At 69.6% G+C, this 25,489-nt stretch carries 21 protein-coding genes; 15 read left to right on the top strand and 6 right to left on the bottom strand.

Features of this window, described 5'->3' with window-relative positions:
• Window positions 1-23: 23 nt before the first annotated feature.
• Window positions 24-1,862 carry a heparin lyase I family protein gene (locus QFZ52_RS00675; RefSeq protein ID WP_307495706.1) on the bottom strand — a complete coding sequence of 613 codons (1,839 nt, stop codon included), beginning with the start codon at window positions 1,860-1,862 and terminating at the stop codon, window positions 24-26.
• Window positions 1,863-2,393: 531 nt separating this feature from the next.
• On the opposite strand from QFZ52_RS00675, the gene QFZ52_RS00680 reads away from it, so the two are divergent.
• Window positions 2,394-3,179 (top strand): IclR family transcriptional regulator, encoded by a 786-nt coding sequence (locus QFZ52_RS00680; RefSeq protein ID WP_307495707.1) that lies wholly within the window; start codon window positions 2,394-2,396, stop codon window positions 3,177-3,179.
• 13 nt (window positions 3,180-3,192) lie between these two features.
• Here QFZ52_RS00680 and QFZ52_RS00685 read toward each other — a convergent pair whose 3' ends face one another.
• The gene (locus tag QFZ52_RS00685; RefSeq protein WP_307495709.1) at window positions 3,193-4,269 is read right to left on the bottom strand and encodes a LacI family DNA-binding transcriptional regulator; all 1,077 of its coding nucleotides are present in this window, start codon (window positions 4,267-4,269) and stop codon (window positions 3,193-3,195) included.
• A gap of 154 nt (window positions 4,270-4,423) precedes the next feature.
• Here QFZ52_RS00685 and uriH point away from each other — a divergent pair, with 154 nt between their 5' ends.
• The 9 genes from uriH (at window position 4,424) to QFZ52_RS00730 (ending at window position 16,525) form a co-directional block, all read left to right on the top strand.
• Window positions 4,424-5,410: a uridine-preferring nucleoside hydrolase UriH gene (uriH, locus tag QFZ52_RS00690; protein ID WP_307495710.1), complete on the top strand. Its 987-nt coding sequence runs from the start codon at window positions 4,424-4,426 to the stop codon at window positions 5,408-5,410.
• Window positions 5,407-6,828, top strand: a complete 1,422-nt coding sequence (uriT, locus tag QFZ52_RS00695; protein ID WP_307495711.1) for a uridine transporter UriT — start codon at window positions 5,407-5,409, stop codon at window positions 6,826-6,828. The genes uriH and uriT overlap by 4 nt, the downstream gene beginning before the upstream one ends.
• Window positions 6,825-7,778, top strand: a complete 954-nt coding sequence (locus QFZ52_RS00700; RefSeq protein WP_307495712.1) for a ribokinase — start codon at window positions 6,825-6,827, stop codon at window positions 7,776-7,778. The genes uriT and QFZ52_RS00700 overlap by 4 nt, the downstream gene beginning before the upstream one ends.
• 72 nt (window positions 7,779-7,850) lie before the next feature.
• Window positions 7,851-8,807 carry a nucleoside hydrolase gene (locus QFZ52_RS00705; protein WP_307495713.1) on the top strand — a complete coding sequence of 319 codons (957 nt, stop codon included), beginning with the start codon at window positions 7,851-7,853 and terminating at the stop codon, window positions 8,805-8,807.
• A 241-nt stretch (window positions 8,808-9,048) separates the two neighbouring features.
• Complete coding sequence (locus QFZ52_RS00710; protein WP_307495714.1) at window positions 9,049-10,782, top strand: urocanate hydratase; 1,734 nt, start codon at window positions 9,049-9,051, stop codon at window positions 10,780-10,782.
• A gap of 101 nt (window positions 10,783-10,883) precedes the next feature.
• The gene (gene hutH, locus QFZ52_RS00715; protein WP_307495715.1) at window positions 10,884-12,473 is read left to right on the top strand and encodes a histidine ammonia-lyase; all 1,590 of its coding nucleotides are present in this window, start codon (window positions 10,884-10,886) and stop codon (window positions 12,471-12,473) included.
• Window positions 12,474-12,649: 176 nt separating this feature from the next.
• Window positions 12,650-13,249: a TetR/AcrR family transcriptional regulator gene (locus QFZ52_RS00720; protein ID WP_307495716.1), complete on the top strand. Its 600-nt coding sequence runs from the start codon at window positions 12,650-12,652 to the stop codon at window positions 13,247-13,249.
• Window positions 13,246-15,069: an alpha/beta fold hydrolase gene (locus QFZ52_RS00725; RefSeq protein WP_307495717.1), complete on the top strand. Its 1,824-nt coding sequence runs from the start codon at window positions 13,246-13,248 to the stop codon at window positions 15,067-15,069. The genes QFZ52_RS00720 and QFZ52_RS00725 overlap by 4 nt, the downstream gene beginning before the upstream one ends.
• A 256-nt stretch (window positions 15,070-15,325) precedes the next feature.
• Window positions 15,326-16,525: a cation:proton antiporter gene (locus tag QFZ52_RS00730; protein ID WP_307495719.1), complete on the top strand. Its 1,200-nt coding sequence runs from the start codon at window positions 15,326-15,328 to the stop codon at window positions 16,523-16,525.
• Here the strand turns inward: QFZ52_RS00730 and hutG are convergent.
• From hutG to QFZ52_RS00750, 4 genes are all read right to left on the bottom strand, one after another.
• On the bottom strand, window positions 16,515-17,504 hold the full coding sequence (gene hutG, locus QFZ52_RS00735; RefSeq protein WP_307495720.1) for a formimidoylglutamase: 990 nt from the start codon (window positions 17,502-17,504) through the stop codon (window positions 16,515-16,517). The two genes, QFZ52_RS00730 and hutG, sit on opposite strands and share 11 nt — an antisense overlap.
• An 81-nt stretch (window positions 17,505-17,585) precedes the next feature.
• Window positions 17,586-17,939, bottom strand: a complete 354-nt coding sequence (locus QFZ52_RS00740; RefSeq protein WP_307495721.1) for a GntR family transcriptional regulator — start codon at window positions 17,937-17,939, stop codon at window positions 17,586-17,588.
• Window positions 17,940-18,800 (bottom strand): hypothetical protein, encoded by an 861-nt coding sequence (locus QFZ52_RS00745; protein WP_307495723.1) that lies wholly within the window; start codon window positions 18,798-18,800, stop codon window positions 17,940-17,942. It lies immediately after the preceding gene.
• Window positions 18,801-18,980: 180 nt separating this feature from the next.
• Window positions 18,981-19,856, bottom strand: coding sequence for an NAD(P)-dependent oxidoreductase (locus QFZ52_RS00750; RefSeq protein WP_307495724.1), 876 nt, complete (start codon window positions 19,854-19,856; stop codon window positions 18,981-18,983).
• Window positions 19,857-19,982: 126 nt separating this feature from the next.
• Here QFZ52_RS00750 and QFZ52_RS00755 point away from each other — a divergent pair, with 126 nt between their 5' ends.
• The 5 genes from QFZ52_RS00755 (at window position 19,983) to QFZ52_RS00775 (ending at window position 25,355) form a co-directional block, all read left to right on the top strand.
• The gene (locus QFZ52_RS00755; RefSeq protein WP_307495725.1) at window positions 19,983-21,032 is read left to right on the top strand and encodes a D-2-hydroxyacid dehydrogenase; all 1,050 of its coding nucleotides are present in this window, start codon (window positions 19,983-19,985) and stop codon (window positions 21,030-21,032) included.
• Window positions 21,033-21,094: 62 nt separating this feature from the next.
• Window positions 21,095-21,901, top strand: a complete 807-nt coding sequence (locus tag QFZ52_RS00760; protein WP_307495726.1) for an IclR family transcriptional regulator — start codon at window positions 21,095-21,097, stop codon at window positions 21,899-21,901.
• A gap of 486 nt (window positions 21,902-22,387) precedes the next feature.
• Window positions 22,388-23,806 carry an MFS transporter gene (locus tag QFZ52_RS00765; protein WP_373425604.1) on the top strand — a complete coding sequence of 473 codons (1,419 nt, stop codon included), beginning with the start codon at window positions 22,388-22,390 and terminating at the stop codon, window positions 23,804-23,806.
• Window positions 23,803-24,585: an SDR family oxidoreductase gene (locus QFZ52_RS00770; protein ID WP_066217055.1), complete on the top strand. Its 783-nt coding sequence runs from the start codon at window positions 23,803-23,805 to the stop codon at window positions 24,583-24,585. Before QFZ52_RS00765 ends, QFZ52_RS00770 begins: the two co-directional genes overlap by 4 nt.
• A complete protein-coding gene (locus tag QFZ52_RS00775; protein ID WP_307495728.1) occupies window positions 24,585-25,355 on the top strand; it encodes a fumarylacetoacetate hydrolase family protein in 771 nt (256 codons plus the stop codon). The genes QFZ52_RS00770 and QFZ52_RS00775 overlap by 1 nt, the downstream gene beginning before the upstream one ends.
• Window positions 25,356-25,489 lie beyond the last annotated feature (134 nt).

Consider the following 25,489-nt stretch of genomic DNA (forward strand, 5'->3'; position numbering starts at 1 on the left):
TTGGGCTCGTGAAGGGTGAGTTACTAACTCCGAATTCCTCCGGTAAAAGAAGGGGGCGGAGTGCGAGCGATCCTGAGATTTGCGTAGGCGGCGTTCTGGCTGTATCCGGGGTCTGCGGGGCCCGCATAAATTCCATGATTGAAGGTGGGACCCGGTGGCTTGCCTGGTCTCGAGACGTTGTAGCCCACGGGTCCGGCGTTCTTTGCGATTTGGGTGCCGTCCCGCCAGAGGTCGAGAGATCCGCCGCCCGTGGTGGAGAACCGGGTGCGTAGAACAATGAATGTCCATGTACCTGGCGCATAGGGAACTGGGTCGGTGATGACCCCTGTCTGGATGTCGTCATCGGAGAGAATCGGGATTGGGCCGGAGCCGTCGACGAGTTGTGCGGTAATCGACCGGTAGGTGATGCTGAGCCGCGGGCTCTTGACGAACCCCAAGCTCACCACGGGATAGAGACCTGTCGCACGATGTGCGTCACGCGCTTCAGGGGTCAGGTAGCGCTGGACGTTTCCCCCAGGATGCCACTGCCCGAAGATTTCCCAGAAGTCGGCGGTGCCGCCCGAATCTAGTCTGAGCCAGTATGACACCCAATAGTCGATGTCGTACTGGGTGTAGGAGTTTGGATAGAAGGGGTCCCCGTCGAGGTATCCCTCGCTCCGGATCTTTTCAGCACCGGGAGACGCGGGAGCGCGTGTGACGGAAAAAGAATGGGTGGTGCTGCGATTCCAGGCCACACGCAGCGGCTTGGGATCGTCGCTCTGCTCCACTCGAACGGTGAGCGGCCGGTAGTCGCCACGGCGGACCGCGCCGGTACTGGTGGTCCATCCATCTGCTTGACCACCATAGATGTGCAATGCGCCGATCGAGGCGTGTCCGGCTACCGCGCCGAATGGGACCGCCCCGCCGACGAGGGAATGTCCCGGAGGATCGAGTTTCGGCGGGCAGATGTCCTCGGCGATGTCGTTCTTTTCCCGATCGGTGAGAGGCGCCGCGCAGGCGACGATCGCCGTGACGATCTTCCAGCCGGCAGGGACCATGGAGGTGGAGTCGTCGAGCGGGATGGTCGCTCTTCCCCCTGCCGCCACGACGTCGTACCACTTCGCAAAATACTGCCCGACGACGAAGACGCAGTAGGCGCCGTCGGCAGGTACGCTGATCCGAACTTGCGCCACCCCGGTCGCGTTGAACAAGTCGGTGATGTCGTCGTTTCCGCCGGCATCTTCGATTTGTGGATAGTTGAGCTCCACATCAACCGCGCAATTGCGTGCGCCGGCAAGGAAATTGACTCCGAGGCCCGCTGTGAGAGTAGTGCCGCTCGGAAGATCTGTCCACGTAGTGGAGGTCGAATACTTATTGAGGTCCATTCCGTTGATGACTGGTGCTCGTGGGATGAGAACATCCGTGCCGCCCGGCACCTTGCGGGTGACATCAAAGGAGATATGCCGAAGGAAGGCAGCGGACGACACGGAACGCAGAATGATCTGAACCTTGACCGCGACCCCACCGCGGCTATTCGCTGGAAGCGTGGGCTTTGCGTCTCGAAAGCACATGAGCGATACGCCGGCCCCGGAGGTGAGGGTCGAACTCGGTGACGTCACACGAAGTTTGATGCGGCCAGGGGACGCCGACAGGACCTCGACGGAAAACCCATTGCCATTGCGGATCCACCAACCGTTCGGCAACTTGCCGCTCCCCGCAGTCCCATCCTGTTTCTGGACGATTCCCACGGCGGCGCCGTCGTAGCGCGGGTTGGGGTAGAAGTTCGTGCTGGCCCGTTGATGCAGCAGTCCCATCGGGTTGCCATTCAGAAACCGGGCCGCAATCGGTGAGCCAGACCTGTCGAGGGCGTCGACGGATGACACGAAGGGTATGGCGGGATGCGAGACCCACCCGCTGGAAGCAACTGCACCAGCGGAACGCAACTTAGCGATTGTTGCAGACTGTAATCCTGTTTCCTTCAAAACGGATTGCCCCGCTGCGGATGCAGAAGTCGCTGAGAAACCGGTAACCGCCGCACCAAAACCAACTCCTGTGGCGCGGAGCAAACCGCGCCTCGATATCACAGGAGCTGACGCAGATACCTCAGAAGGATTTAGCGACATGAATACATCATAATGCGCAGGATGTGTTCCGGAAGATGCTTGTTTAACCGAAGGAATTGTGCTAATTCGGACTTCTCTTTCCTTTCTCTGTGCGTAGATGAAGGAAAGGCCCTGTCGATCATGCGGCCCTTCGAAGCAAGTGGAGTCGCCACTGTCCAGGACCTTGTGTGCCGCCCCCCGGCGTCACATCCCGCCCGGCCGAGCGCCGTCGCGCGTCGCCTGTCACAATGGTGTGAGCCTTCGCCCCCTCCTTCACGTCCGGGGCGGCGGCCACGCAGAAAGGACTGCTCCGTGGGTGCACCCAAACCCAAAGTCCCCGCGGCGGACAACACGCTGCGCATCCTCAGGCTCCTCAGCTCGCGGCGCGGTCCGCAGCCGGCCAGCGCCATCGCCACGGCCCTCGACCTGCCCCGCTCCACCGTCTACCAGCTGCTCGCGGTGCTGGAGGAGCATGGCCTGGTCATGCACCTCAAAGAGGAGAAGCGGTACGGCCTGGGGCTGGGCGCCTTCGAACTCAGCAGTGCGTACAGCCGCCAGGAGCCGATCTCACGTCTGGGCCGACCGTTGCTCGCGGGCCTCGTCGACGCTCTGGGGGAGAGCGCGCACCTCGCCGTGCTGCACGGGCGCGACGTCCTCTACATCGTGGAGGAGCGCGCCAAGGGGCGTCCGTCCCTGGTGACCGACGTCGGCGTCCGCCTGCCGTCGCACCTCACCGCCAGCGGGCGCGCGATCCTCGCCGCGCTGCCGAAGCCGCAGGTCAGGGCGCTGTACCCGAACGCGGCCGCCTTCGTCTCCCGGCACGAGACCACGAGCCCGATCTCCGGCTACTCGGCGCTGTCCCGGCACTTGGACGACGTCCGCACGCGCGGTTTCGCCACCGAACATGGCGAGGTGACTCCGGGCTTCGGGTCCGTCGCGGCCGCCGTGACGGACCACCTCGGCTGGCCGACGGCGGCCATCGCCGTGACGTTCATCGAGGACCGGGTGCCGGCGGAGGAATGGCCCGCGCTTGCGGCCCGCATCCAGAAGGTCGCGAATGAACTGACCACCCGCCTCTACGGCCGCGCGAAGGCCTGACGGGCGAGTTGCCTCAGTTGGTGGCCGTCGAGGCTCGTGCCACGAGCCGGCTCGGGACCTCGACGTGCTCCGTCTCCGGTGACCCGCCCTCGATCAGTGCCCGCAGCGTCCTGCCGGCCGCGGCACCGAGCTCGCCGGACGGCAGGCTGACGCTCGTCAGCGGCGGGCTCGTGTGCCGCGAGTACGGCAGATCGTCGAAGCCGGCGACGGCGAGCCGCCCCGGCACCGCGACGCCGGCCTCGGCGGCGGCCCCTAGAACTCCGTAGGCGTGCGTGTCCGTGCACCCGACCACGGCGGTCACCCCGGCGGCGTCCCACTCGGGCCACGCCTCCGTGAAGGCCTCCGCGGCGGCGTCGATGTCGGTCAGGGAGGCGGCGCCGTCGAGCACCTCGAGCCCCAGCTCCGCGGCGGTGTCCCGGAACGCGTCGCGGCGCACGCGGAACGTGGCGGCGTCGATGGTGCTGTCCAGATAGCCCACCCGCCGATGCCCCTGGTCGGCCAGGTGACGCGCCAATTGTGCGGCGCCATCGGCCACGGCGAGGTTGACGCTCGGCAGGCCGCCGCGGAGCCCGGGGGCGTCCAGCAGCACGGCACGGGTGCCGGACGGCAGCGCCTCGACGAGTTCGGCGTTCGGCGCGTCGATGAGGAACCCGGCCGGCCGCAGGGACAGGAGTTTCCGGATGCTGGCGGCGTCGATCTGGCGCCCCGGCCCGCCGACCGAGAGCAGCAGCTCGTAGCGGTCACCGAGCGCCGCGCGGGCCTCCGAGATGAGTTCGGCGTAGAACGGGTTGGCGATGTCCGTCGCCACGAGGACCACCACGGGGCTGAACCCCTTGGAAAGCGTGCTGCCCGCGGTGTCCACCACATAGCCGAGGCGCTCGACGGCGGCCTGCACCTTCTCGCGATTGGCGGCGGAGATGCGGCCCTGGGCCTTGCCGCTGACCACGAGTGACACCGTCGCCGTGGAGACCCCGGCTTCGCGGGCGACCATGGCGGCCGTGACCCGGCCGCCGCCCGCGGCAGGGACTTCCGTGACCCCGGCGGCACCAGCACGGAGGCCGGGCAGGGGGTTCGCGGCGTCGTCGTCCATGCGGTCCATCTTAGGCGAGGCGCTGCCGTCCGGCCCGCACGGGATCAAGCGCTTGACGTTAAGCGTTTGACGGCGCTCCGTGAACGGTGTCACACTCCTTGGTGTACCTTCGCCGCCGCCCCTGGCGGCCCGCCCCCGACGACGTGGAGCAACCATGCCTCTTGTCACCGCAGACAACAGCCCCCGCAAGATCATCCTGGACTGCGACCCGGGCCATGACGACGCCGTCGCCATGCTCCTGGCGCACGGCAATCCGGACATCGACCTCCTGGCGGTGACCACCGTGGTGGGCAACCAGACGCTGGAGAAGGTCACCCGCAACGCCCTGTCCGTCGCGTCGATCGCCGGCATCACGGGCGTCCCGTTCGCCGCCGGCTGTGCCCGCCCGCTGGTCCGCACCATCGAGACCGCGCCGGACATCCACGGGGAGAGCGGCCTGGACGGCCCGGCCCTGCCGGAGCCCGCCTTCGGCCTGGACGAGCGCCACGCGGTGGACCTCATCATCGACACGATCATGGCCCACGAGCCCGGCGCCGTGACCCTGGTGCCGACGGCCGGTCTGACCAACATCGCGCTGGCGGCCCGCAAAGAACCCCGGATCGTGGAGCGCGTCCGCGAGGTCGTCCTCATGGGCGGCGGCTACCACGTGGGCAACTGGAGCGCCGTGGCCGAGTTCAACATCAAGATCGACCCGGAAGCCGCCCACATCGTCTTCAACGAGTCCTGGCCCGTCGTCATGGTCGGCCTCGACCTGACCCACCAGGCCCTGGCCACCCCGGACGTCGTCGAGCGCATCGCCGCGATCGGCACCAAGCCCGCACAGTTCGTCGTCGAGCTCATGGACTTCTTCGCCGCCACCTACAAGGACGCGCAGGGCTTCGACTTCCCGCCCGTCCACGACCCGTGCGCCGTGGCCTATGTCATCGACCCGACCGTCATGACGACGCAGCGCGTCCCCGTGGACATCGAACTCAACGGCACGCTGACCCTAGGCATGACCGTCGCCGATTTCCGCGCCCCCGCGCCGAAGGACTGCACCACGTCCGTGGCCGTGGACCTGGACCGGGAGAAGTTCTGGAACCTCGTCATCGACGCCATTCAGGCGATCGGTGAGCCCGAGCAGGCAGGAGCCGCGGCATGACCACCACCACCGCCACCAAGTCCGGGCCCGGCGTCGGCGTCCTGACCGCCGCGCTGCTGACCGCCTGCATCGCCTTCCAGCTCAACGCCTCCATGCTCAGCCCCGCGCTGGTGTCCATGGAACACGAGCTGCACACGGACCAGGCCACCATCGGCCTCAGCCAGACCTGGTTCTTCACCGCCGCGGCGCTGTTCTCCCTGTTCCTGCCGCGCCTCAGTGACATCGTGGGCCGCAAGCGCGTCCTGGTGGGCATGATGGCGCTCATGGCGATCGGTTCGGTTATCGCCGCCGTCGCCCCGGACGTCAGCTGGGTCTTCGTGGGCCGCATCATCCAGGGCGTCTCCGGCCCCACGGTGCCCCTCTGCCTGCTCATGCTGCGCTCCGCCGTCGACGACCCGCGCCGCTACGGCTCCCTCATGGGTCTCATCACGGCGGTCAATGGCGGCGTGGCCGGCGTCGACTCCTTCGTGGGAGGCTTCTTCACCGAGCACTACGGCTTCCGCAGCCTCTTCTGGATCATGACCGCGCTGGCCGTCGTCGCGGCCGTGCTCGTCCTCGTCCTGGCCCCCGAGTCCAAGCCTCAGGAGGGCACCCGGATGGACTGGGCGGGCGTGTTCTTCATCGTCGTGGCGGTCGGCGCCGTGCTGACGGCGCTCAACAGCGCCGCCGGACTGGTCTCCGCGTTCGACGCCGGCACCCTCACCTTCTCGATCGTCCTCGCCTTGGTGGGCGTGGCCGCGTTCATCGGCTTCTGGACGGTGGAGAAGCGCAGCGCCCAGCCGATGGTGGAGATCGCCCACCTGCGGCAGCGCTCCATGTGGGCCCTGCTGCTCACCACCACCCTGACCATGACCGGTATCTTCGCCGTCATCAACGGCATCGTCCCGGCATTCGTGCAGGCCGCGTCCCCGGGCTTCGCCGTCGGCCCGACCGAGATGTCCCTCATGATCCTCACCCCGTACGCCCTGCTCGGCTGGCTGGTCGGACCCTTCAGCGGCCGTCTCGCCCCGGTGATCGGCTACCGCCGCACGCTGCACCTGGGCATGGGCGGCAGCCTCGTGGCTCTGGCCGTCATCGCGTTCTTCGGACTCGGCAGCCTGCCGGTCATGATCATCGCGACCGCGCTGCTCGGCATCGCCTACGCTGGCACCGTGAACATCATGCTCAACGGCCTCGGAGTCGTGCTCTCCCCGCAGAGCAACCCCGGCTTCCTGCCCGGCATGAACGCCGGAGCCTTCAACCTCGGCGCCGGTCTGAGCTTCCTGGTCCTGCCCGCCGTGCTTCAGGCGACGCAGTCCCTGGCCGACCCGAAGCTGTCCTATCTCACGGTGGTGCTCACGGGCCTGGTCATCACGGTGGCCGCGTTCGCCGTCTCCTTCCTCATCCCCCGTCCCGCAGAAGCAGAGGTGCAGCAGTGAGTCATGTGGTCGTGGTCGGGTCCCTCAACGCGGACCTCACCCTGTACGCCGAGCGGATGCCGCTGCCGGGGGAGACCGTGCTTGGCACGGACTTCGTCATCCAGCCGGGCGGCAAGAGCGCCAATCAGGCCGTCGCCGCGGCACGCCTCGGGGCCGACGTCCGGCTCATCGGGGCCGTGGGCGACGACGCGAACGGCGCCATGCTCCTCGACTCCGCCCGGAACTCCGGAGTGGATGTCGCGGCGGTGCGCCGGATCGTCGGCGTGCCGACCGGCGTCGCGGGGATCACCGTCGACGCGCAGGGCGAGAACAGCATCGTCATCGTGGCCGGTGCCAACGGCGAGCTGTCGCCGCAGGACGTCGAACAGGCCTCCTCGGTGTTCGACGGCGCCGCGGCCGTGTGCCTGTGCCTCGAGGTCTCGCAGGAGACCGTCCTCGCGGCGGCCCGGGCGGGCCGTGCGGCCGGCGCCTCGGTCATCCTGAATCTGTCCCCGTTCGCCTCGATCCCCGCGGACCTCGTGGCCGCCACGGACATCCTCCTCGTCAACGCCCACGAGGCGGGCCAGCTCCTGGGACGTGAGGCTCCCGCAGCCGAAGGGGAGGACTGGGCCGCCGTGGCCGCGGCCTTCGCCGACGCCGGGTTCCGCCGGGTCCTGGTGACGCTGGGCGCGCAGGGTGTCGTGGTGCTGGACGGCGCGGGTTCCGGGGATGGAGTCGCAGGTCAGGGAGTCGCCATCGAGCGGATCGCCGCCACGCGCATCGAGCCCGTGGACACCACCGGTTCGGGCGACGCGTTCACCGGAGGACTCGCCACGCGGCTCGCGGCAGGGGACTCCCTCGTGGAGGCGGCCCGCTACGCTTCGGTGGCCGCGGCTCACGCCGCCACCGGCCGCGGCGCGCAGGCCTCTTACGGCACGGACGCCGACGTCGTCGCGCTCCGGGACCGCTGAACCGCACCGGCTCCTGACCAGCACCTGCTTCTGAACAGCGTCGGCTTTCTGAACAGCACCGAAAGGCTCCTCATGGACACGATCCCCGTCTACCTCGACTGCGACACCGGCATCGACGACGCCCTGGCGATCGCGCATCTGCTCGCCTCGCCGCGGGCGGAGCTGCTGGGCGTCGGGACGGTGAGCGGCAACAGCGACGCCGCGCAGTGCGCCCGGAACACGCTGGATCTGCTTGCGCTGGCGGGTCGTCCGGACATCCCGGTCGCCGTCGGCTGTCACGATTTTCAGACGGTCGCCTACGGCGGGGGATCGCCGCACGTCCACGGTGACAACGGCCTCGGCGGGGTCGTGCTGCCGCGTGCGGAGCGTGAGCCGGAGGCGGAATCCGCGGCGGAGATGCTGATCCGGCTGGCGCGGGAGCAGGAAGGGAAGCTGCACGTCATCGCCGTCGCGCCCCTGACGAACCTCGCGGAGGCGCTCCGCCGGGAGCCGCGTCTGCCGGAGCTGGTGGCGCACGTGACCATCATGGGCGGTGCGGCGCTGGCGCCCGGGAACATCACCGCGGCGGCCGAAGCGAACATCTTCCACGATCCCGAGGCGGCCGCGGAGGTCCTCGCGGCACCGTGGCCCGTGACGCTGGTGCCGCTCGACGTGACGATGACCGAGGTCATGGAGGAGGAGCACCGGCGCCGGCTGCTCGACTCCGGCAAGGCCGTTCCCGAAGCCCTGGCCCGCATGCTCGAGCACTACTTCGAGTTCTACCGCGGGATCTTCGGACGCCCCTCGTCCGCCATGCACGACCCCCTCGCCGCGGCCATCGCCCTGGGCGAGGTGGCGGTGACGCTCGGGCCGGTGGTGCGGGTCGCCGTCGAGACCGGCCAGGGCCCCGCACGCGGCGCCACCGTCTGTGACCTGCGCGGACGCTACCGGGGCGTCGGCGACCAGGACGGCGCCACGTGCCGCGTGGTGCTCGAGGCGGAGCCGGGCTTCCCGGACGCTCTGGTCGACGGGATCCTGCGGGCGTTCTGAGGTTCTGCTTTCCCCGGCTTGACGGTCATTCCCCGGCGCTGCGGCGCCGGGGAATGACCGTTTAACGGGGGATCGCCCGGCTGGTGCCGCATGTCCGGAATCCCGGACAAGACCCCCGGAAAGCCTCTCGTGACAAGGCGCGGAGTGCGGTGTCATTGAAGGGAAGCACAGCACCGCATCCGGAACGGCAACGACGCCCCCGGCGAGGTGCCCCGAACCACTGGCCACACAAGGAGTCACCATGGCACCCGCCGATTTCACCACCGGAACCCGCCCGGTCAAGGCGCCTCGCGGCACCGAGATCTCCGCCAAGAGCTGGCAGACCGAAGCGCCCCTGCGCATGCTCATGAACAACCTGGACCCGGAGGTCGCCGAGCACCCCGAGGACCTCGTGGTCTACGGCGGCACCGGCCGCGCCGCCCGTTCCTGGAAGGCGTTCGACGCCATCACGGAGACCCTCAAGGACATGGAGGAGGACGAGACCCTCCTGGTCCAGTCCGGCAAGCCGGTAGGCGTCTTCCGCACCAACAAGTGGGCCCCGCGCGTGCTCATCGCCAACTCCAACCTCGTGGGCGACTGGGCCACCTGGCCCGAGTTCCGCCGCCTCGAGGCCGAGGGCCTCATGATGTACGGCCAGATGACCGCCGGTTCCTGGATCTACATCGGCACCCAGGGCATCCTCCAGGGCACCTACGAGACCTTCGCCGCCCTCGGCAACAAGCTCATCGCCGCAGGCCGCGCCGACGGCGGCAAGGGCGAGGGCCGCGAGCACGAGGGTCCGCTGGCCGGCACCTTCACCCTGACCGGCGGCTGCGGCGGCATGGGTGGCGCTCAGCCGCTCGCCGTGACGCTGAACGACGGTGCCTGCCTGATCGTCGACGTCGACGAGTCCCGCCTGCGTCGCCGCGTCGGCAAGCGCTACCTCGACGAGGTGGAGACCGATCTGGACACCGCCATCGCCAAGGTCCTCAAGGCCAAGGAGGAGCGCCGCGGCTGGTCCGTGGGTTACGTGGGCAACGCCGCCGAGGTGTTCCCGGAGATCCTGCGCCGTCACCAGGCCGGCGAGTTCGTCGTCGACGTCGTGACCGACCAGACCTCCGCGCACGACCCGCTGTCCTACCTGCCCGAGGGCATCACCGTGGACGAGTGGAAGCGCGAGGCCGAGGGCGACCCCGAGGGCTTCACCAAGAAGGCCCAGGTCTCCATGGCCCGCCACGTCCAGGCCATGGTCGAGTTCCAGGACGCCGGCGCCGAGGTCTTCGACTACGGCAACTCCATCCGTGACGAGGCCCGCAAGGGCGGCTACGAGCGCGCCTTCGAGTTCCCCGGCTTTGTCCCGGCGTACATCCGCCCGCTCTTCTGCGAAGGCCTCGGCCCGTTCCGCTGGGTGGCCCTCTCCGGCGACCCCGAGGACATCCGCGTCACCGATGAGGCCATCAAGGAGCTGTTCCCGGACAACAAGCACCTCCACAAGTGGATCGACGCCGCCCAGGAGCGTGTGGAGTTCGAAGGCCTCCCGGCCCGCATCTGCTGGCTCGGTTACGGCGAGCGTCACCAGGCCGGCCTGCTCTTCAACAAGCTGGTCGCCGAGGGCAAGGTCAAGGCCCCGATCGTCATCGGCCGCGACCACCTCGACTCCGGCTCCGTGGCCTCCCCGTACCGCGAGACCGAAGCCATGAAGGACGGCTCCGACGCGATCGCCGACTGGCCGCTCCTGAACGCCCTGACTGCCGCCTCTTCCGGCGCCACCTGGGTCTCCATCCACCACGGTGGTGGCGTGGGCATCGGCCGCTCCATCCACACGGGCCAGGTCTCCGTGGCCGACGGCACCGAACTGGCCGCCGCCAAGCTGACCGCCCTCCTCACCAACGACCCGGGCATGGGCGTCATCCGCCACGTCGACGCCGGCTACGAGCGCGCCATCGAGGTCGCCGCCGAGCGCGGCGTCCGGATCCCGATGAGCACCCAGGCCTGATTACCTATCGACTGCTCCATAGGATGCCGTTTCCTGGCCGGAATCCCGGATTCCGGCATCCTATGGAGCAGTCGATCCAGACTTTTGAAGAGAGACCTCCCATGACCCTCACCACTTCCGAGACCACCGTCGTCCTCAACTCCAGCGGCGTGACCGCCGAGGACGTGCTCGCCGTCGCGCGTCACGGCGCCCAGATCACCATTTCGCAGGAGGCCCTGGACAGCGTCGCCAAGGTCCGCGCCCACATCGACGAGCTTGCCGTCAGCGAGACCCCCGCCTACGGCATCTCCACCGGCTTCGGCGCCCTGGCCAACCGCCACATCCCGAACGAGCTGCGCACCCAGCTGCAGAAGTCGCTCATCCGCAGCCACGCCGCGGGCATGGGCCCGGCCGTCGAGCGCGAAGTCGTCCGCGCCATCATGTTCCTGCGCGCCAAGACCATGGCGTCCGGCCGCACCGGCGTCCGCGCCGAGGTCCTCGAGACCTTCGTGAAGGTCCTCAACGCCGGCATCACCCCGCTCGTGCGTGAGTTCGGCTCGCTCGGCTGCTCCGGCGACCTCGCCCCGCTCTCGCACTGCGCCCTCGTGGTCATGGGTGAAGGCGAGGCCTTCGGTCCCGACGGCGAGCTCTACGGCGTCGCCGGCCGCCCGACCGTCGCGGAGCTGCTCGCGGAGCACGGCATCGAGCCGGTCACGCTTGCCGAGAAGGAGGGCCTGGCCCTCGTCAACGGCACCGAGGGCATGCTCGGCATGCTGCTCATGGCCATCGCCGATCTGCGCACCTTGATGACGACGGCGGACATCACCGCGGCGCTCAGCGTCGAAGCCCTGCTCGGCACGGACCAGGTGTTCCTGCCGGAGCTGCACGCCGCCCTGCGTCCGCACCCGGGCCAGGCCGCCAGTGCCGACAACATGCTGCGGGTCCTCTCCGATTCGCCGATCGTCGCCTCCCACAAGGTGGGCGATTCCCGCGTGCAGGACGCCTACTCGCTGCGCTGCGCCCCGCAGGTGGCCGGCGCCGTCCGCGACACCGTGACCCACGCCGAGCTCGTCGCCACCCGTGAGCTGGCCGCCGCCATCGACAACCCGGTCGTCCTGCCCGACGGCCGCGTCTCCTCCAACGGCAACTTCCACGGTGCCCCGGTGGCGTACGTGCTGGACTTCCTGTCCATCGCCGTGGCGGACCTGTCCTCCATCGCCGAGCGCCGCACCGACCGCATGCTGGACCCGGCCCGCTCCCACGGCCTGCCCGCCTTCCTCGCCGGCGACCCCGGGGTGGACTCCGGCCTCATGATCGCGCAGTACACCCAGGCCGGCCTGGTCTCGGACAACAAGCGTCTGGCCGTCCCCGCCTCGGTGGACTCCATCCCGAGCTCCGCCATGCAGGAGGACCACGTGTCCATGGGCTGGCACGCCGCCCGCAAGCTGCGCAAGGCCATCGAGAACCTCCGCCGCGTCCTGGCGATCGAACTGGTGACCAGCTGCCGTGCCCTCGACATCCGCACCCAGCTCTCCGACGGCGAGCTGACCCCCGGCCCGGCCGGCGCCGCCGTGCTCGAGGTGCTGCGCGCCGTCGTCGAGGGTCCGGGCACCGACCGCTTCCTCTCGCCGGAGCTGGAGGCCGCCGACAAGCTCGTGGGCGCCGGCGCCGTGCGCGACGCCGCCGAGAAGGCCGTGGGCCCGCTCGCCTGATCCTGGGTCACCCGCTTCGCTTGCTGAGACAGTGGGTTTCCGTCGAAACAGTGTGTTGTGCGCACTGTTTCGACGGAAACCCACTGTTTCGGCGTTTAACGGGCCTTCGGGTGGATCGCGCGGACCCTCGGAACCCCTGGTTGTGGAAAATATATAGACTGGTCTATTATTTTCGTATGCCATCCAAAGGAACCCTCACCAAGGCCCGGCTCGCGGAGTCGATGCTCGAACTCATCCAGACCAGCGGCTACAGCGGCACGGGCCTGAACGCCGTCGCCGAACATGCCGCGGCGCCCAAGGGCTCGGTCTACTTCCACTTCCCCGACGGCAAGGAAGGCCTCGGTATCGCGGCGATCGAACTCGCCACGACGCAGTTCGGAACGCTCATCGCCGAAGCCGCCGCGACCGCGGGTGGCCCCGCCGACGCCGCACGGACCGCGATCGAGGCTCTCGCCGCCATCGTCGGCGAGAGCGACTTCCGGCTGGGGTGCCCCGTCTCCGTGGTGACTCTCGAAATGGGGGCGGACAGTGAACGCCTCCGCGAAGCCTGCGCCACTGCCTTCGAGTCGTGGATCGCCCCGACGGCCGCCCTGCTCGAATCCGGAGGCCTCGACGCCGAGGGGGCCCGCGCGCTCGCGACCGTCATCGTCTCGACCACGGAGGGCGCGGTGATCGTCTCCCGCGCGACCCGGAGCGTTCAGCCCCTCCTCACGGCCGCCGACATCGTGGCCGAGCTCATCAACCAGCGTCTCCAGGCCGCAGGGGGTGCACGATGACCTCGCATGGAGCATCCCGCCAGGCCCTCGTCTTCGGCGCCTCGGGTCTGATCGGCCGCCACCTGGTCCTCACCCTCGCGCGGGCCGGCGCCAACGTCACGGCGGCGGTCCGGAGTGAGGCGTCGGCGGAACGGGTCCAGCGATGGCTCACGGACCACGGCCTGACGCAGCATGTCAGCACCGTGATCGCCGACTTCGACGCCCCGGGCATCATCGCCGGCGGCGCTGCCGCGTTGCCCCACATCACCGAGATCCACAACTGCGCCGGGACCTTCCGCTTCGGCATGTCCGCCGAGGAGGCCCGCAGCGCGAACGTCGGCATCGTCGAGAAGCTCATCGACTTCGCCGCCGGCTTCCCCAAGCTGCAGCGGCTGCTGCACATCTCCGGATACCGCGTCGGGGGCCAGGACCCGGCAGAAGTTCCGTGGTCCGAGGAACGACGTGCGGAGGTGTACCGGGAGCTCGGTGGCTACGAGGCCTCTAAGGTGGAATCCGACGCCATCTTCCAGGCCCTGGCCGCGGAGCGGGGCGTCCCGTGGACGATCATGAACCCGGCCACCGTCATCGGCGACAGCGTCACCGGTGAATCGGACCAGGTCATCGGCCTCGCCAGGAACATCGAACAGCTCTGGGACCGCACCGCGGCGGCGCTCCCCGCCGGGAACACCACCTTCCTGCCCGTCCTGACGGTCGACTACATGGCGGCGTTCATGGCTGCGGCCGCCGTCGACCCTCATGCCGTGAACAAGGCCTTCTGGGTGCTCGACGACGCGACGCCGCCGCTCGCGGAGATGCTCACCCACGTGGGCCGTCACCTCGGTGGGAAGGTTCCTCGGCTGAGGATCCCGGTCAGCGTCATCAAGAAGCTCCCGCAGAGCCTCAGCAAAGTGGACCCGGAAACCCGCGGCTTCCTCTCGGACGACCGCTATCCGACCGAGTCCGCCGTCGAACTCGCCGCACGGAACGGCCTCCGCACCCCCGACGTGTTCCGGTCGCTCGACCTCTGGGCCGACCACCTGGCAGCGCATCGCTTCGGCGCCGCCATGGCGCCCGACCGGCGCTTCGTGGACGTCGCCGGCGTTCGCACCTTCGAGCTCGGCGACCGCGAGGCCTCCCGCGTGATCCTGCCCGGCCTGCCGGTCAACGCCGACACCTGGGCCGGAGTCGCCGCGGGCATCGGCGCCCGGGCCGTGGACTTGCCCGGCCTCGGCCTCAGTGGCGGGACCGGCGCCCAGGACTGGGACGAGTGGCTGCCGGCCCTGCTCCGCGGCGACGACGTCGACCTCGTCGGCCACTCGATCGGCGCGGGCGCCGCCGTGCTCGCCGCAGCGCGGTTCCCCGAGCGGGTCCGGTCCCTCACACTGGTCGCGCCGTTCTTCCTCCAGGCCCCGGGTAGCTTGTCGGCCGTCCTGAAACCGTTCGTCAGCGCGTACCTGCGGCGGACCGACGCGGTGAAGCTGTCCCGCCGCCTGACCGGGTCGGATGCGAGTGCCGTGGCTCTGGAATCCAGTGTCAGCGACCTCAAGAGGGGCGCGGCTCCCCGCGTGGCCTCGCAGCTCGCCCTCGCCGGATCGAAGCGCTGGCGGGCCGAACTCCGGGACGCGCTGGGACGGTACACGGGTCCGGTCCGCATCATCACGGGCAGCGAAGATCCGCTCGCTCCCGAGGCGCTGGAGGAACTCGAGGCGCGGGGCACCGTCGAGCTGATCACGATCCCGGGCGCGGGCCACCACCCGCAGCTGACCCACCCTGATGCCCTGACCGGGCTGGTGCGGGGCGCGGTGGCCCAGGGCACAGTGACCCAGGGCTCGCGGTCCTGACGACCCGGCAAGCCACCTCCTCTCATCGACTGCTCCATACGATGCCTGAAACGCCCGGAATAGGCCCGAAACGGCATCGTATGGAGCAGTCGATGGAGTTTTAAGGGCGAGAGGTGTTGTCAGGGCTGGTCGAGCGGCCGTCATCCCGGGCCCGGTGCAACCGTGGTTTTCCGCCGAGACCGTGCACTGAACACACGGTTTCAGCGGGAACCCACTGTTTCGGCGCGGGGCGGGTCCGGCGGCCTACAGTTGCCCCATGGGATTTCCTGCGTTGTCGCTGGTGGTGCTCGTGGCCCTGCTCGGCCCGCTCCTCGCGCTGCCCCGGAAATGGCATCTGCCGCTCGTGCTCGGGGAACTCGTGGCCGGCCTGGTGATTGGGCGGACCGGGTTCGGGCTGGTCGACGCCTCGGACGAGACCTTCACGTTCCTCGCGGATCTGGGATTCGCGCTCATCATGTTCGTGGCCGGCACGCACGTCCCCGTGCGGGACGCCCGCATCCGCAGCGCCTTGGGCCGGGGTGCGGTCCGTTTCGGCGTGACCGCGGGGGTGTCGGTGCTCCTCGGGCTCGGCATCGCCGCGCTCTTCGGACTGGCCCACGCCCCGCTCTACGCCGTGCTGCTGGCCTCGAGTTCGGCGGCGCTCGTCCTGCCGATCGTGGACGGCCTGCGGCTCGGCGGTCCTCAGGTGCTCCAGACCATCGCGGCCGTCGCCCTCGCGGACACGGCCGCCATCGTGGCGCTGCCGCTGGCCATCGACCCGGCTCACGCGCCCCGCGCAGCCCTGGGCGCGCTCGCCGTGGGGGTGTGCGCCGTCGTGCTCTTCTTCGTCCTGCGGCAGGGGGAACGGAGCGGGATCCGGCGCCGCATCCACACGGTGTCCGAGGACCGGCTGTTCGCGGTGGAGCTGAGGGTGCAGCTGGCGGTGCTCTTCGCCCTCGCCGCGCTCGCCACGCTGACGCACGTCTCGATCATGCTCGCCGGGTTCAGTTTCGGCCTGGTGGTGTCCGCGGTGGGGGAGCCCCGGCGGCTGGCGCGGCAGCTCTTCGCGATCACCGAGGGATTCCTGGGGCCGCTGTTCTTCGTATGGCTCGGGGCGTCGCTCAACATGCGGGAGCTGGCGGTGAACCCGGCCATGATCGGGCTGGGCGTCGCGCTCGGGCTGGGAGCGGTCGTGAGCCACGCGGTCGGACGGTTCCTCGGTGCGCCGCTGCCGCTCGCGGTCCTGGCCTGCGCTCAGCTCGGGGTTCCTGTGGCCGCCGCGACCATCGGCACGCAGAACCATCTGCTCGCGCCCGGAGAGGCGAGCGCTCTGATTCTCGGGGCGCTCCTGACGATCGCCGCCACCACGGTGTCCGGGGCGTTCGCGGCGAGGACTTTCACCGTGGCCGAGGACGACGCGAGCCGCCCCGCCACCACCTCGCCGTCGTCGCCGCCGGCGGGTGACGTCAGCCCTTGAGCGCGGCGCCCAGGATCGTGTCGAGGAGCCGCGCGGCGACCTTCGCGGTGCGGCCGTCGATGTCGAAGCCGGGGTTCAGCTCGGCGACGTCCACGTGCAAGAGCTTCCCGCTGGCCGCGATCTGACGGCAGACGGCGTTGATGATCTCCAGCGGCACCCCGTAGGCGGCGGGGGCGCTGACTCCGGGCGCGACGGCGGCGGGCAGCACGTCCAGGTCGATCGTCAGATAGACGACGTCCAGGCCGTCCACGAAGTCGCGGACGAAAGCCTCCGCCGCCTCGCGTGAGCAGTCCTCGTCGAGCAGGTACGTCACGCCGAGGCTGTCGGCTTCGTCGAAGAGCACGCGGGTGTTGTTCGGCCGGCTGATGCCCAGCACGGCGTAGTGCAGTTCCCGGCCCAGCGCCTTCTCCTCGTGGGCCATCTGCAGGAACGGGGTGCCGGAACTGGGGTTCTCCTCATCCCGGAGGTCGAAGTGCGCGTCCAGGTTCAGCACACCCCAGCGCGCACCCCCGGCGACCTTCGCGCTTCCGGCGACGCCCCGGTAGCTGGCGTATGCGATCTCATGTCCGCCGCCGAGGCCGACCGTCAGCGCGCCGTCGTCGATCAGCTGCGCGACCGCGGCGCCGAACCGCGCCTGGCCGTCCTCCAGCCGGTCGCCCTCCACGCGCACGTCACCGGCGTCGGCGAGCACGCGCCCGTCGTGCACGGCGAGCGGGCCGAGTGCGGCGCGGATCGCGGCGGGCCCCGCGGCGGCTCCGATGCGGCCCTTATTGCGGGCCACTCCGGCATCACTCGCGAACCCGACGACGACGGCGGGCCGCCCGAGGCCCTCGGCCTCACCCCTGCCGGCGCCCGCGTCAGCCGTGGCGGGCAGGGCCTGAACGCGCTGCCAATGGCGGGCGTGCTCAGGGCCGTCGCCATCGTGGCGACCGGTCCAGGGCTGAGGCGGGACGTCGACGGAGGGTGCGCGCAGGGTCATGGTTCCATTCCACCTGTTTCTGCATCGGAAGCCGAGAGGGTCCCGGCGGAGCGTGTCCGGGGTCCCGGACAGGGGGCGTCCTCAGCGGTGCCGCGCCCGCAGCAGGGCGATCAGCTCGTTGAGGCCGAGCCCGGACTTCCGGCCGGCCTGGAGAAACGCATCTGCGGCGCGGTTCAGGCCGTCGTCGACGACCCGGTCCCGCGGCGCGACCCGGGTGCCCTGGCCGCGCATCGTGACGATCATGCCCGCGGCCTCAAGGGCGGCGTAACTGCGGGCGACGGTGCCGGGGGAGAGGGCCAGATCGGAGGCGAGCTGCCGGATCGGAGGCAGGCGCTCGCCGACGGGCAGTGCCCCGAGCATGATCTGGGCCGCGATCTGCTCCCGGACCTGCTCGAAGACGGGGACGGGACTCGTGACGTCGATGGTGATGAGCATCTAAGCCGCCTGAAGCGCGGGTTGGGGCAGGATGGCGGAACGGACCCTGACGGTCTGGTGGGCCACGCGGACCGCAGCGACCGTCCAGAGAATGACCGCTGCACCTTGAAGAGCCATGCCGAACGCACCTGCCGGCGCCCCGAATGCGGTGCCCCCGTCGGCTCCGATGGTCTGGAACAGTGGTCCGAGCATCCAGAGCAGGACGCCGATCTCGGAGAGAAGACCTGCCTCGAGGACCCGCAGGACGAGTTCACCGAGCCGACCACGCCAGACGATGTCCTGCGTCGGGTCGGTGAAGAGTACTGGAAGCAGGTTGACCCGGCGCGCAGCGAGCCAGGAACTGAGATAGAGGAGCGGGAGCAACCCGATCAAGCTGAAGGTGAACAGCCAGCCTGGATAGGGCTGAACGATCACCGGCCCCTGGCTCGACACGTACGTGTAGGCCGTGAAGAGGCCATCCTCGGCAGCGGATGAACCTTGTCCGAGGATGATGGAGCCGACGATGATCACCGTGCCCAGGAGCACGAGCCGGATGAAGCGATCCGGTGTGAGCGCTGCGACCGGAGGCCGGGGCGTGAGGCTGGCCGAACGGACCGCGGGCATCGCGCCTTTATCGCGAGACCGCACGCCCAGGTCCATCAGCATCAGGATCGCTGCCAGCCCCGGCGCGCAGGCGACGGGGAGGCCGTGCCAGGTGGGCATGGTCGTCGTGAAGATCCAGGCCATCGCAGTCATCATGCTGAGATCGCCCGCCGCGGCGAGTGCCATGGAACGAAAGTGTGAACGCGGATGCGGCCGCTTTTCCACCCAATACGCGAACTGCGTCAGTGCTGCCCCGGCGAGTAAGAACACCCAGTACATGACATCCCCCTTGTATCCGCAGACTGGTACAAAGCCATTCTGCTTGTACCAGTCGAGAGATACAAGTGGCGGGCCGACCCCGGCCTCTTCCTTGCGTGCTCACGTGTTGCGTGCTCAGTAGTTGCGGGTTCCGGGCCCGAACACCCGCAACAACTGAGCACGCAACTCAGGCGGACGGCCTCAGCGCTCCGCGACGAACCTCCGGCTCACTGCGATGTCCTGGTCGCCCAGCCCGGATTCCACGATCTCGTCGAAGGCTGCCCGCAGGGTCGGCAGGAGGACCGGGCGGGTCCCGGTCGCGTCGGCGATCTCGGCGGCGGAGGCGAGGTCCTTCACCATGTACTTCGCGACGCCGGACGGGGAGTCGTCGCCGGTGACGAGTTTCTCGCGGCGCGAGTCGAGCAGCCGGGACCCCGCGTACCCTCCGGCGAGCAGCCCCCACATCTTGTCGAGGTCGATGCCCGAGCGGTCCGCCAGGACCGTCGCCTCGCCGAGCGCGAGGATCGTCGCGGAGACGACCATCTGATTGCACGCCTTGGCGACCTGTCCCGCGCCGAGCGGCCCCAGGTGCACCGGGTTGCCGCAGGGGGCCAGCAGCTCCGTCGCCAGGGACGCGTCGTCGTCGGCGCCGCCGAGCATGATCGAGAGCGTGGCGGCCTTCGCGCCGTCCTCGCCGCCGGAGACGGGGCAGTCGACGACGCGGACGCGCCCCTCGGTCTCCGCGCTCAGTCGCTCGGCCAGGGCCCGGACGCCGGTCGCGGAGCTGGTGGAGCCGATCAGGAGCAGCAATCCACTGTCCCGGACGCCGGCCAGGAGTCCGTCCTCTCCGGACAGGACCTCCTCCAGCTGGGGGAGATCTGGGAGCATGACCAGGAGGGCGTCGACCGACGCGGCGAGTTCGCGCGGTGTCTCCGCCCAGCTGGCGCCGGCCTTCACGAGGTCCGGCTGAGGGCGGCGGGCGGTGATCGTCAGGCTTCCATGGCTGTCGAGCAGGTGCCGGGCCATGGGCGCCCCCATGGCGCCGAGCCCGATGATGCCGAGTGTCGTGTGGGTCATGAGGCCAGCTTAAGGCAAATCCAATATTTCGAACAGTGTTCAACTGGTTGAATTCGCGTTACCCTTGGAGAAGTTGTGTGCCCCGTCACGGGGCGACGTCCGGACTGCCGCAAAGAAGGGGACACCATGTCTGAGAAAGCCCGCGCCGTCGTCGCGGTCCCGCTCTCCGAGGAGCACTGCCAGCTGATCGAGCGTCTGGAGCCGCGCCTCGACGTGATCCGGCAGCACGAGCTGTACCACCCCATGCGCGGCGCGGCCGACTGGTCCGGCGACCCCGACCACGTCCGCTCCGACGAGGAACAGCGCGCCTTCGAGCAGCTGGTCGACTCCGCCGAGTTCCTCTTCGGCATCCCCGACGTCGACGCCGCGGCTCTGACGCGCACCGTCGCCGCCAACCCGGCGCTCCGCTGGGTGCACACCACGGCGGCCGGCGGCGGCAGCCAGGTCAAGGCGGCCGACCTCCCCTCCGAGGCGCTCGAGCGGATCACCTTCACGACGTCGGCCGGCGTCCATGGCGGCCCGCTCGCCGAATTCGCGGTGTTCGGCGTCCTCGCGGGCGCCAAGTCGCTGCCCCGCCTCCAGGCACAGCAGCGCGACCGCGAGTGGAGCGACCGCTGGGAGATGAAGCAGCTCGACGAGATGACCGTGCTCGTGGTCGGGCTCGGTGGGATCGGCGCCGAGTGCGCACGCCGCTTCAAAGCCCTGGGCGCGACCGTCTGGGGGACCACCCGCAGCGGCGAGCCCGTCGAAGGTGTGGACCGTCTCATCCCGGTCGAGGAGCTGGCGCAGGCCGCGGCCGAGGCGGACGCCCTGGTCGTCACCCTCCCGGGCACCGAGCAGACGCATCACCTGGTGGGCCACGAGGTCCTGGGGAACATCAAGCCGGGCGCGATCGTCAGCAACGTCGGCCGCGGCACGGTCATCGACGAGGAGGCCCTGCTGGCCGCCCTCGACAGCGGCCGCGTGTCCTTCGCCGCCCTGGATGTCTTCGAAGTGGAGCCCCTGCCGGCCGATTCTCCGCTGTGGGATCGCGACGATGTGCTCGTCAGCCCCCACACCGCGGCGCTGAACTCCAAGGAGGAGGAGCGGATCGCGCGCCTCTTCGCCGAGAACGCCACGCGGCTGCTGGACGGGCGGCCATTGCGTAATGTGGTCAACACCGTGGAGTTCTACTGAGGGTTCCCGCGGCTTCAGCCCCCGACCATCGCGTCCTGACCACCTCTTTAAGGGAGACCTCCATGGCCGAGCCCGCCGCCGTCGACGTTCCGGACCGCGTGACGCGCGATCCTGCGCCGGCCGTCACCCGCAGCCTGAAGATCCTGGGCGTGCTCGCCGAGGCCGACGGTCCGCAGACGCTGACGGAGATCGCGACGGCGCTCGGGCTGGCCAAGTCCTCCACCATGAACCTGTGCCTCGCGCTGGAGGACGGCGGCATGATCCAGCGGGTTCCCGCGGGGTACCAGCTGGGCCGGCGCAATGCGGAGCTGGGCGGGGCCTTCGCTGCGCAGTTCAACCAGATCCGTGAGTTCTACGCGGTCTGTGAGGCCTCCCCGGTGCTGCGTCACGAGGTGGTGCAGGTGGCGATGCTGGACGACCACGACGCCCTCTATCTCGCCCGGCATGAGGGGTCACGGACGGTTCGCTTCGGCACGCCGCTGGGCTCCCGGATCCATGCGGCGTTCAGCGCCACAGGCAATGCCCTGCTGATGGTCATGGAGGACTCGCGGGTGGAGGAGATCATGTCCGATCAGGTCCCGTTCCCGCGAGCCTCCGAGAACAGCGTCCGGGAGATGCCGGAGCTCCTGGAGAAGCTCGCCGCCGCGCGGGCCCGGGGGTACGCCCTGGATCCGGGTGAGGGCATGCAGGGCCTGTATGGCGTCGCAGTGCCACTCGAGGGCTGGGCCCCGGGTGATCCGCCTCTGGCCCTCGGTGTGGCGATCCAGGAGGCCCGGGCGACGCCGGAGCACATCGAACGCGTCGCGGACGCCCTCCGGGACGCCGCCCGACGGCTGACCAACCCCCTGGGCGCCTCGGCCCGGAAGTAGGCTGCGCCGCCGCCCGCGGGTTGCTGCCACCCGCGGGTCGCTCGCCGGGCCCCGCGCCTGCGCACTCCCGCGTCTCTGCGGCCTCCGCGTTTTTGGGGCGTCGGTGTTTTCGCGGCCTCCGTGCCGTTATGGCTCCCGCTGGCCGCTGACCACGCTGTCGAAGGGCCGATCTCGCTACCCGGTGTCGCGAGTTCGGCCGTTTCGTAGCGAGTTCGGCGCATCCGCCGGCGCATCCCCGCATCGACCGGCGCGACGACGGCGGCGCCCCCAGCGCCGTGCCCCTCGCCGCGCTGCCGCTCGCCGTCGTCGTGCTCACCGGCGCTTCGCCGCCGAGCCACGCCACCATCCCCTTTTCGAACGCCCCTGTGGCATCCACCACACAATTTCTGTTCAAAGTATTGAACCGGGTTCAAAGGGTTGGTAATCTCGATCACAGGCCGCAGCGCATCGACGCGCCGGCAACCACGTTTCAGCCAATCAAAGGAGATGGCAGTGACCACTCAGGACTCGGTCCAGCATCCGGGGTCTTCGGACCCGGACTACGCCAAGAACCTCCAGCGCGCCACCCTGGCCTCCAGCGTCGGAAGCGCCCTCGAATATTTCGATTTCGCCCTGTACGGCCTGTCCACGGCCCTGATCTTCAACCTGCTGTTCTTCCCGCAGGGTGATCCGGCCATGGCGACCGTCGCGGCGTTCGCCACCTACGGCGTCGGCTTCCTGGCGCGGCCGTTCGGCGGCCTGTTCTTCGGCCGCCTCGGCGACCGGCTCGGCCGCAAGTGGGTCCTGGTGGTGACGATCCTGCTCATGGGCGGCGCCTCCACGGCCATCGGATTCCTCCCCACCTATGACGCCATCGGCATCTGGGCCCCGATCCTCCTGGTGACGCTCCGCCTGCTCCAGGGCTTCGGCGCCGGCGCCGAGCAGGCCGGGTCCACCGTCCTGATGGCCGAGTACGCCCCGGTCAAGCGCCGCGGCTTCTTCTCCGCCCTGCCGTTCATCGGCATCCAGGCGGGCACCCTGCTCGCCGGTCTGGTCTTCAGCGCCATCTCGCTGCTGCCCAAGGATCAGCTCATGACCTGGGGCTGGCGTGTGCCGTTCCTGATGTCGTTCCTGCTGATCATCGTGGCCATCCTCATCCGCACCAAGCTCCGCGAGACCCCCACCTTCGTCGTGCTGGAGAAGCACGAGCAAGTCCAGGACAAGCCCGTCAAGGAGATCTTCACCAAGGGCCTGCCCGGCGTGATCGTGGGCATCGGCCTGCGCATGGCCGAGAACGGCGGCTCCTACATGTTCCAGACGCTGGCTCTGAGCTTCTTCGTCTCCGTGGTCGGCAAGAACGCGGACAAGGGCTTGCTGGCCTGGGGCGTCACCCTCGGTTCGCTCATCGGCGTGTTCTCCGTGCCGTTCGCAGGCGCCCTCTCGGACCGCTTCGGACGCCGCACCGTCTACCGCTTCGGCGCCGTCTTCATGCTGCTGTACTCGTTCCCGGCCTGGTGGCTGCTGTCCCTCGGCAACCACGCGCTGGCGATCGCCGTCGTCGCCGTCGGCATCGGCGTGGCCGTGAACACCATGCTCGGCCCGCAGTGCGCCATGCTCCCCGAGCTCTTCGGCAACAAGCACCGCTACCTGGGCGTGGCTATGGCCCGCGAGATCTCCGCAGTGCTGGCCGGCGGCCTGGCCGGTGTGCTGGGCGCCTACATCATCGCCGTGAGCAACGGCAACTGGCTCCTGCTGGCCGTGTACATGGCGACCCTTGCCCTCATCACCACCTGCTCGACGTTCCTGGTCCCGGAGACGCTGCGCCGTGACCTCCTCCGCACCGACGACGCCGTCAAGGTCTCCCGCACCGAGGCCGGCGACGGTGTGGAAGCCACCACCCAGCGCCTGGTAAGGGTTGAAGCATGAGCACTCCCACAGGAATCTCCGCTTTCAGCCTTGAGGGCAGGACCGCCCTCGTGACCGGATCCAGCCAGGGCATCGGCCGCACCCTTGCGGAAGGGCTCGCCGCGGCGGGGGCCACCGTGGTCGTCCACGGACGTGACGCGGCGAAGGCCGCCCGAGCCGCGCAGGAGATCGCCGCGGCCACCGGCGCCACGACGCGCAGCGTGACCTTCGACGTGACCGATGCCGCCGCCGTCGACGCCGGCATCGCCGAACTGGAGGCGGATCTCGGCACGCCGGACATCCTCGTGAACAACGCGGGTATCCAGCGCCGGTCCCCGATCGGCGAGTTCAGCGACGAGGACTGGGACGCCCTGCTGGCGACCAACCTCTCCAGCGCCTTCTACCTGTCCCGGCGCGTCAGCCGCGGCATGGTGGAGCGGGGGAGCGGCAAGCTCATCCAGATCGGCAGCGTGCAGAGCCAGCTGGCCCGGCCCGGCATCGCGCCCTACTCGGCCACCAAGGGCGCGATCGTGATGCTGACCAAGGGTCTCTGCGCGGACCTGGCGCCGCTCGGCATCCAGGCCAACGCGATCGCCCCCGGCTACTTCGCCACCGAACTCACGCAGGCCCTCGTGGATGACGAGAAGTTCTCCTCCTGGGTCCGCGGCCGCACCCCCGCGGGCCGCTGGGGCGACACGAAGGACCTCGTGGGCGCGCTCGTCTTCCTGGCAAGCTCCGCCAGCGACTTCGTCAACGGCCAGACGCTGTTCGTCGACGGCGGCATGACGGCGGTCGTCTGATGCGGCTCGCCCGCCTGGCCACCGCGTCTTCGCCGCACGACGCCGCGTCTTCGCCGCACGACGGCGCGGCCCGCTGGGTCCGTGCCGAGGGCGCCGCCTGGGTGCCGGTCGAGGACCCTTTCCTCGCCTTCGCGCGCGGCGAGGATCCCGCGTACCTTCCCGGTGGGACGGTGACCGGGGATCTCCTGCCCCCGTGCGAACCGCTCCTGGTGATCGGCATCGCCCAGAACGGCCCGGAGCACCACAGTCCGGTGCAGGCCTGGCTCAAGAGCCCCCGGACCGTCGTGGCGAGCGGCACCCCGGTGGCACTGCGCCGCGACGCCGGGGTTCCCGCGATCGAGGGCGAGATCGCCGTCGTCATCGGCAAGGACACCGACGGTCTGACGGCGGAGAACGCCCACGAGTACGTGCTCGGTGTGACGGCCGTGAACGATGTGTCGAGCCCGGACCGCGCCGTCCTGGATCCCCGGAACTTCGAGGGCAAGGGCGGCGCGGGATACACCCCGCTGGGTCCGTGGATCGACACCGACGCCGGGATCGATGAGGTGCCGATGACGGTCCGGATCGACGGGGTCGAGCGCGTGTCCACGGGAACGTGGGACCTGCCCGCCTCGATCCGGGAGTGCCTGGTCTATGTGACCCACTGGCTGCGGCTTGGCCCGGGCGACGTGATCATGACGGGCGCCCCGCGTTCCAACTTCAGTGTGGAGCCGGGGGCGTTCGTGGAGATCGAGGTGGCGGGCATGGTCCTGGCCACCCAGACCGGCTGAGTCACTGCCGGCTGAGTCCTTCCGGCGGAGTCACTTCCGCGGACATCCGGCCGAGTTCGTGGGTTTCGGGTGAGTTCGTGGATTTTGCCCGCGAACTCACCCGAAACCCACGAACTCAGCGGACCCCGGACGGC

It is taken from the genome of Arthrobacter woluwensis (assembly GCF_030816155.1).
Lineage (GTDB): Bacteria > Actinomycetota > Actinomycetes > Actinomycetales > Micrococcaceae > Arthrobacter_E > Arthrobacter_E woluwensis_A.

Coding starts and splice junctions, on each gene's coding strand:
- QFZ52_RS00685 (WP_307495709.1), bottom strand. CDS start 4,269: ATGGACGACGACGCCGCGAACCCCCTGCCCGGCCTCCGTGCTGGTGCC.
- uriH (WP_307495710.1), top strand. CDS start 4,424: ATGCCTCTTGTCACCGCAGACAACAGCCCCCGCAAGATCATCCTGGAC.
- uriT (WP_307495711.1), top strand. CDS start 5,407: ATGACCACCACCACCGCCACCAAGTCCGGGCCCGGCGTCGGCGTCCTG.
- QFZ52_RS00705 (WP_307495713.1), top strand. CDS start 7,851: ATGGACACGATCCCCGTCTACCTCGACTGCGACACCGGCATCGACGAC.
- QFZ52_RS00710 (WP_307495714.1), top strand. CDS start 9,049: ATGGCACCCGCCGATTTCACCACCGGAACCCGCCCGGTCAAGGCGCCT.
- hutH (WP_307495715.1), top strand. CDS start 10,884: ATGACCCTCACCACTTCCGAGACCACCGTCGTCCTCAACTCCAGCGGC.
- QFZ52_RS00720 (WP_307495716.1), top strand. CDS start 12,650: ATGCCATCCAAAGGAACCCTCACCAAGGCCCGGCTCGCGGAGTCGATG.
- QFZ52_RS00725 (WP_307495717.1), top strand. CDS start 13,246: ATGACCTCGCATGGAGCATCCCGCCAGGCCCTCGTCTTCGGCGCCTCG.
- QFZ52_RS00730 (WP_307495719.1), top strand. CDS start 15,326: ATGGGATTTCCTGCGTTGTCGCTGGTGGTGCTCGTGGCCCTGCTCGGC.
- hutG (WP_307495720.1), bottom strand. CDS start 17,504: ATGACCCTGCGCGCACCCTCCGTCGACGTCCCGCCTCAGCCCTGGACC.
- QFZ52_RS00740 (WP_307495721.1), bottom strand. CDS start 17,939: ATGCTCATCACCATCGACGTCACGAGTCCCGTCCCCGTCTTCGAGCAG.
- QFZ52_RS00745 (WP_307495723.1), bottom strand. CDS start 18,800: ATGTACTGGGTGTTCTTACTCGCCGGGGCAGCACTGACGCAGTTCGCG.
- QFZ52_RS00750 (WP_307495724.1), bottom strand. CDS start 19,856: ATGACCCACACGACACTCGGCATCATCGGGCTCGGCGCCATGGGGGCG.
- QFZ52_RS00755 (WP_307495725.1), top strand. CDS start 19,983: ATGTCTGAGAAAGCCCGCGCCGTCGTCGCGGTCCCGCTCTCCGAGGAG.
- QFZ52_RS00760 (WP_307495726.1), top strand. CDS start 21,095: ATGGCCGAGCCCGCCGCCGTCGACGTTCCGGACCGCGTGACGCGCGAT.
- QFZ52_RS00765 (WP_373425604.1), top strand. CDS start 22,388: ATGGCAGTGACCACTCAGGACTCGGTCCAGCATCCGGGGTCTTCGGAC.
- QFZ52_RS00770 (WP_066217055.1), top strand. CDS start 23,803: ATGAGCACTCCCACAGGAATCTCCGCTTTCAGCCTTGAGGGCAGGACC.
- QFZ52_RS00775 (WP_307495728.1), top strand. CDS start 24,585: ATGCGGCTCGCCCGCCTGGCCACCGCGTCTTCGCCGCACGACGCCGCG.